The sequence below is a fragment of the Pseudomonas sp. 18.1.10 genome, assembly GCF_024655625.1.
Classification (GTDB): domain Bacteria; phylum Pseudomonadota; class Gammaproteobacteria; order Pseudomonadales; family Pseudomonadaceae; genus Aquipseudomonas.
Window position 1 is genome coordinate 1 of the sequence record NZ_JANLGL010000280.1, and the last position, 6,032, is coordinate 6,032.

8 protein-coding genes are annotated in these 6,032 nt (G+C 60.8%); all 8 read right to left on the reverse strand.

Going from position 1 to position 6,032, the window contains the following annotated elements:
- Nucleotides 1-75 precede the first annotated feature (75 nt).
- Entirely contained in the window at nucleotides 76-2,037 is a 1,962-nt protein-coding gene (locus NUV89_RS26820) for a DUF4105 domain-containing protein (protein ID WP_257783688.1), read from the reverse strand.
- Nucleotides 2,034-2,354 carry a DUF2388 domain-containing protein gene (locus tag NUV89_RS26825; RefSeq protein ID WP_192298225.1) on the reverse strand — a complete coding sequence of 107 codons (321 nt, stop codon included), beginning with the start codon at nucleotides 2,352-2,354 and terminating at the stop codon, nucleotides 2,034-2,036. The genes NUV89_RS26820 and NUV89_RS26825 overlap by 4 nt, the downstream gene beginning before the upstream one ends.
- A 39-nt stretch (nucleotides 2,355-2,393) precedes the next feature.
- The gene (locus NUV89_RS26830) at nucleotides 2,394-2,699 is read right to left on the reverse strand and encodes a DUF2388 domain-containing protein (RefSeq protein WP_017736005.1); all 306 of its coding nucleotides are present in this window, start codon (nucleotides 2,697-2,699) and stop codon (nucleotides 2,394-2,396) included.
- A gap of 80 nt (nucleotides 2,700-2,779) precedes the next feature.
- Nucleotides 2,780-3,100 carry a DUF2388 domain-containing protein gene (locus tag NUV89_RS26835; protein WP_017736004.1) on the reverse strand — a complete coding sequence of 107 codons (321 nt, stop codon included), beginning with the start codon at nucleotides 3,098-3,100 and terminating at the stop codon, nucleotides 2,780-2,782.
- Between the two features lie 136 nt (nucleotides 3,101-3,236).
- Nucleotides 3,237-3,410, reverse strand: coding sequence for a DUF1127 domain-containing protein (locus NUV89_RS26840; RefSeq protein WP_257783689.1), 174 nt, complete (start codon nucleotides 3,408-3,410; stop codon nucleotides 3,237-3,239).
- 267 nt (nucleotides 3,411-3,677) lie between these two features.
- Entirely contained in the window at nucleotides 3,678-3,893 is a 216-nt protein-coding gene (locus NUV89_RS26845; protein WP_012721550.1) for a DUF1127 domain-containing protein, read from the reverse strand.
- A 318-nt stretch (nucleotides 3,894-4,211) separates the two neighbouring features.
- The gene (locus NUV89_RS26850; protein ID WP_257783690.1) at nucleotides 4,212-5,705 is read right to left on the reverse strand and encodes an acetyl-CoA hydrolase/transferase family protein; all 1,494 of its coding nucleotides are present in this window, start codon (nucleotides 5,703-5,705) and stop codon (nucleotides 4,212-4,214) included.
- Nucleotides 5,706-5,884: 179 nt separating this feature from the next.
- Nucleotides 5,885-6,032: NAD(P)(+) transhydrogenase (Re/Si-specific) subunit beta (locus tag NUV89_RS26855; protein WP_193391277.1), on the reverse strand; the 148-nt coding region annotated here is incomplete at its 5' end.

Genomic DNA, 6,032 nt, shown 5'->3' on the forward strand with positions numbered 1-6,032 from the left:
ATACATCATCAACTGACAGACTGCATTCGCGAGCAAGCCCGCTCCCACATTTGGATTGTGTTTGGCTGGAGATTTTTAGGGCAGCTCTAGGCCGCCAGCGGCTTTGTGCAGTTTGCGCAAGTGTTCGCCGACTTGCTTGAGGTTGGCCTCACACGCCGCAATCTCATCCGCCCGGGCCGGATCCAGCAGCGCCCTCACCTCTTTATCCAGGTCGCCGGTCAGCGATTGCAGCTGTTTCTGGCGCTCGGCGCTTTCCGATTCCAGGCGCTTGGCTTCCGACGGTTGCGGCAGGCCGTAGCCGCCACTGCCGAGCAGTTCTGCCGGGCGGCTGAGGAAGCCGCTGTTGGCGAGGATTTGTTGCAAGGTGTTGTTGGCCTTTTCCATGCCGCCGTTTTTCAGCTCGCGGGCGCCCAGGTAGCGTTGTTTGACTTCGTCCTGGGCCAGCATCAGTTGTTTGCGGTAGCTCGCCTGTTCCAGCAACAACAGCGCGGCGCTGGTGCGCAGGTCGGCCTTGTCGAACCAGGGGCGGCGTTCGGCGGCGCTGAGGGACAGCCAGTCTTCGACCTGGGTCTGCTTGATCGGCAGGTGTTTGCGCAACACGTCGAACATTGCCTGGTAGCGCTCGCGGAACGAGTCGAAGTGGTAACCCAGGCGCAGGGCGTTGCGTTTGTCGTCGAGCACGCTGGTGTCGGCCAGGCCGCGGGCGCTCAAGACTTCGAGCAAGCCGTTGGGGGTGATGTTGTCCAGGCCGGTCAGTTGCGGGTTGGCGCTGCCGCTGCGCAACAGTTTCAGGCTTTCGACCGCACAGTTGTTGGAGATGAAGAAGTAGTTGCCGTCGTAGCTCCAATGCATCTCGGCGGCGTGTTCGACGGTGTCGTTGATTTCCTGGCGTGACAGTTTCAGCGGCACCGAGGCCAGGCCGCGCAGTTCGGTCTTGGTGTATTCGTCGATCACTTGGGCCAGCGGCAGCACGAACAGCCGCGAGGGGTATTTGCCCACCAGGCCGTCCCAGCTCGACAACTGTACGTCGCCGACGAACGCGCGGTAGGACAACACCAGGTGCTGGTCCAGGTCCAACCGGCAATCCGGCCCGCGTGGGCGGCCGGGCGCGCAGATCACCAGGCGCAACATGCTGTGGCCCCAGCGGCTGACCAGGTTCTGGTTGGCTTCGGCCAGCAGGTAGTCGATCTCGTAGACGCGTTCCGGGTCGATCTGGCCGAGGGGTGTCTTGGCGAAGTCGTTGCCCGCGTTCAGGAAGGCGTAGGTCTTGGCGCAGGCATCTTGTTGCGGTGGTGCCCAGCCGAAGTGTTCCTGGTAATAACGGAACAGCGCCGGGCGGCGGCAGGCGTAACTGGGGTCGAGGAGGAAGTACTCCATGTTGACCGCGACGAATTCCAGCGGGCTGGTGGTTTCGTAGATGTCCGGGCTGCGCGCGACCTGGCGGTTGTGTTGTTCGCGCTCACCGCGACGGCCGACGTATTGCGGCCAGCCGGCGAGGTCCAGCAGGCGCGGGTCGTCGCTGAGGGTAAAGCGTCGGCCATTCTGGCCACGGCATTGATCGGGCAGGCCGATCAGGCCGGTGAGGTTGTTCTGGCGGCTGCAACGGTTGATCTGGGCGCGGTCGTCTTTGGACCACAGGCGCGCACGGTCATAGATGTGGGTCAGTTCATGCAGCACGGTGGCGAGCATTTCCCGGCGCACGGTGCCGTGGGGGCGATTGGTTTTCTGGGTGGCGGCGCTGCCGTCGGTGAGGCTGGCGAGCAGGTTGCGGTTGAGGTCCAGCTCGGACACCAGGGAGGCTTGGCCGTAGGCATTCTCCGGCATCTTGTCGGTCCAGCCGACATCGATGCGCCGGTCAAGCTGCTCGACAAAGCGTGGCGGCAGTGCGCGCATCGCTTCGTCGAGCAACGCCTGGCTGGCTTGCTGCTGCGCCGGGCTCAAGCCGTCGGTCTTGAGCCGCAGTTGCAGGCTGGCCTGGGCTGCGCCTGCACTGAGCAGGACAGTCCACGCCAGGAGCCAGGCGGTGAGGCGCCTCACAGAGCGAGGATAGCTTCGGCGAGGGTCTGGTCACTGGCGTCGCGGGCTTCGGGTACGCGGGTGCGCAGGGTGTCGAAGGCGGCTTCGAGCTGTGCGCCACGGATCTCGCCGTTGCTGGCGACGAAGCTGGCAGCGTCGTCGTGGGCTTCGCGGACGATTTTCGAGTCGCGGATGGAGGTGGTGGTGTCCGAGGTGAAATCAATGGTGCGGCCGGAGGCGCGAACAATGATGTTACTGGTGGCCACCAAGGTATGCGCCTGGGCAACGTCGGCCAACAACAGCAGGCCTAGGGTGGCGGCGATCAGCGGGCTACGCATGGAATAACTCCGATTACAAAGATGGAAATACAAAGATGATTATTGGACGAGAATTGCTTGCGCCAGTTCACGGTCGCTGGCGTTAAGTTTCGGGTGGCTGCGGCGCAGGTCATCCAGTGCGGATTCCAGGCGTGCTCCGCGCCATTGGCCGTCAGTGGCGATGAACGCAGCGGCGTCATCCCTGGCGGCTACGATTTTTCTGTCGAATGGCGCGGAGGTCACCTTGCTGGTGGCGTACGCGCTGGCGACGGTTCCCTGGGTGGTCACGTCAAAGGCCGAAGCCAGTGGCGACCAGCAGGCGGAAAATACTAAAGGGGCGATGAACAGGCGGTATGAAAAAGCCATGGGACTCGACAACTGAAAACGAGCGCCAAGGCTAGCGCAATGCCCCGGCGAGAGCCAGCGCCGAGGCATGTGGCCGGTGGTTAGATGGCCAGGATGGCTTGGGCCAGTTGGGCATCAGTCGCGGTGTTCAGTTGGGGCGCTTGTTGGCGGATCTGGGCCAGGGCGCTTTCCAGCTTCACGCCACGGATGGCGCCTTCGCTGGCGACAAAGCTGGCGGCGTCGTCGCGGGCGGCGCGCACGACCTTGTTGTCGCGCAGGGAGGAAGTGGCATCGGACGTGGCGTCGGAGGTGGCTTTGAGCGCGCCGACGATCGAGTCAGTGGTCACGATCAGGCTGGTTGCACTGGCGTTGGCAGCGATTGCCAACAGGGCGGCAGCACTCAGCAGACGAAGACGGGACATGGGGTGACTCCTGTAGATGAACGGATAAGGTGGCGCAAGGCAGCCAATGTGGATCAGACGCCCGTACGACAAGGTTCGCCACGTAGTGGCTGGATATTAAGCCGGCGCTTATCCGTTCGGAAAGCCTCTTGACCGTCTAGTCACGCCAGAACGGCTTGGCCAGCTCGGTCATCCGATCAGCGGGGCTGATTCCGAGGTCAGACAGTGCGCGATGATCGAGCTGCGCCAGCTGGCGCCGTTCATGGGCTTGGCGTGCCCATTTGGCAAGGGTTGAGAACAAGCGTTTACAGACAGAGGTGTGGGTATCCATGGTTGGCGCCTTTCTTTCATGAGGTCCTGGAACACCATGTTGGGCGAGGCGCTGTGACCGATACAGATACACCCATGCTAAATTGTACTGCTTAACTGTTTGATTTTTTAAACTGTACCGCTCCGTGCGCAGGGCGACTGTTTTGTCGCCGAATAGCCAAATCCCGGAAACAACAAAGCCCGCCTCCGGTCTCCCGGGGCGGGCTTTGTTTTGACAAATCAGGTTGCTGGCGGTGGACCCGGCAGGTCAGGGCCAGCGAGCGCTAAGTTAGCGCCAGAACGGCTTGCTCAGCTCTTCGTAGCGTTGAGCTTCGCTGATACCGGCGTCAGCCAGCAGACGCGAATCCAGGCGAGCCAGTTGGTGGCGGCTGGAGATGCGGCGCTGCCACAACATCAGGTTGGCGATAACGCGCAGAGGCAGGGAAGCCTGGGTGTTTACAGCTTTTTCTTCGAAGAACAGTTCGGAACTGAGTGTACGTTCCATGATGACATCCTTCCGCTTGTGGCGGGATTAGGTAGTGGTTTAACTGATGCCAATGATCCTCCTCCAGTGCAAGACTCTCTAGATACAGTTCACCTGTATTGTGAGGGGCCAGTTAACTGTTTAAAGGGGCTGTACTGTACGGAAATGGGGTAACTGTACCTGTCCGCACTGAAACAGTGCGAAATAGGCATTTTCGGCAGGGTTTGTGGGATATTTCGGTAGGAAATGACCGGTACAGTAGTACAGTTTTTGACAGAGGTGACGGTGATAACGCCGGGCTGATGAAACTGTATTTGCATCAGCCCGGATCTGTATCAATCACGCTTTAAGCATATGCCCGGTTTCTTCCAGGTTGATGTGCCAGCTCAGGGCTTCACGCAGGATGTGCGGGGTATGCCCGCCGATGGCGCAGGCCCTGTCGAAGTAGGTGTTCAGTGCATCGCGGTAGGCCGGGTGTACACAGTTGTCGATGATCACCCGCGCGCGTTCGCGTGGCGCCAGGCCGCGCAAATCCGCCAGGCCGACTTCGGTCACGAGGATATCGACGTCATGCTCGGTGTGGTCCACATGGCTGACCATTGGCACCACGCTGGAAATCGCGCCGCCCTTGGCAATCGACTTGGTGACGAAGATCGCCAGGTGCGCGTTGCGCGCAAAGTCGCCGGAGCCACCGATGCCGTTCATCATCCGCGTGCCGCAGACGTGGGTGGAGTTGACGTTGCCGTAGATGTCGAACTCCAGCGCGGTGTTGATCCCGATGATACCCAGGCGCCGCACCACTTCCGGGTGGTTGGAGATTTCCTGCGGGCGCAGCACCAACTTGTCCTTGTAGTGTTCCAGGTTGCCGAACACGTCAGCATTGCGGCGCTCCGACAAGGTGATCGAACTGCCCGAGGCGAAGCTCAGCTTGCCCGCGTCGATCAGGTCGAACGTCGAGTCCTGCAGCACTTCCGAGTACATGGTCAGGTCTTCGAACGGTGAGTCGATCAAGCCGCACATCACCGCGTTGGCGATGTTGCCGATCCCGGCCTGCAGCGGGCCAAGCTTGTTGGTCATGCGCCCGGCGTCCACTTCCTGCTTGAGGAAGTTGATCAGGTGATTGGCGATGCCCTGGGTGTCGCTGTCAGGCGGCGTCACGGTGGACGCGGAGTCGGCCTGGTTGGTGATGACGATGGCGACGATCTTCTCCGGCGGGATCGGGATCGCGGTGCTGCCGATGCGATCATCCACCTTCACCAGCGGAATTGGCGTGCGGGTTGGTCGATAGGTCGGGATATAGATGTCGTGCAGCCCTTCCAGGTTCGGGTTGTGCGCCATGTTGATCTCGACGATCACCTGTTTGGCGAAAATCGCGAAGCTGGCCGAGTTGCCCACGGAGGTGGTCGGCACGATGTGGCCTTGCTCGGTGATCGCGACGGCTTCGATGACCGCAATGTCTGGCAGCTTGAGCTGGTTATTGCGCAGTTGCTCGACGGTTTCCGACAAGTGCTGGTCGATAAACATCACTTCGCCTGCGTTGATCGCCTTGCGCAGGGTGCTGTCGACCTGGAATGGCATGCGACGGGACAGCACGCCGGCTTCGGTCAGTTGCTTGTCCAGATCGTTGCCCAGGCTGGCGCCGGTCATCAGGGTGATTTTCAGCGGCGACGTCTTGGCGCGCTCGGCCAGGGCGTGGGGCACGGCCTTGGCTTCACCGGCGCGGGTGAAGCCGCTCATGCCGACGGTCATGCCGTCTTCGATCAGTGCAGCGGCGTCTGCCGCGCTCATGACCTTGTCTAACAACGAAGGCAAGCGGATGCGATCACGGTACATGGATTCTTATCTCAGGCTACGGAAGCAAGGTGCGCAGTTTAGTGATTTCAAAAAAATTCGGCCCGCTACCATGGTCGAATGCCGGGCAGCGATTTAGAGCCTTTGGTCGGGTTTCATGCAGTAATAAAAAACCCCAGCCTACAAGAGGCCGGGGTTTCGAGTATTGCGCTGTAGCAGTGTTACTCGACGGCTTTAACCATGTCTTCGATGACCTTCTTCGCGTCACCAAAGACCATCATGGTCTTGTCCAGGTAGAACAGCTCGTTATCCAGACCGGCATAACCGCTGGCCATCGAGCGCTTGTTGACGATGATGGTCTTGGCCTTG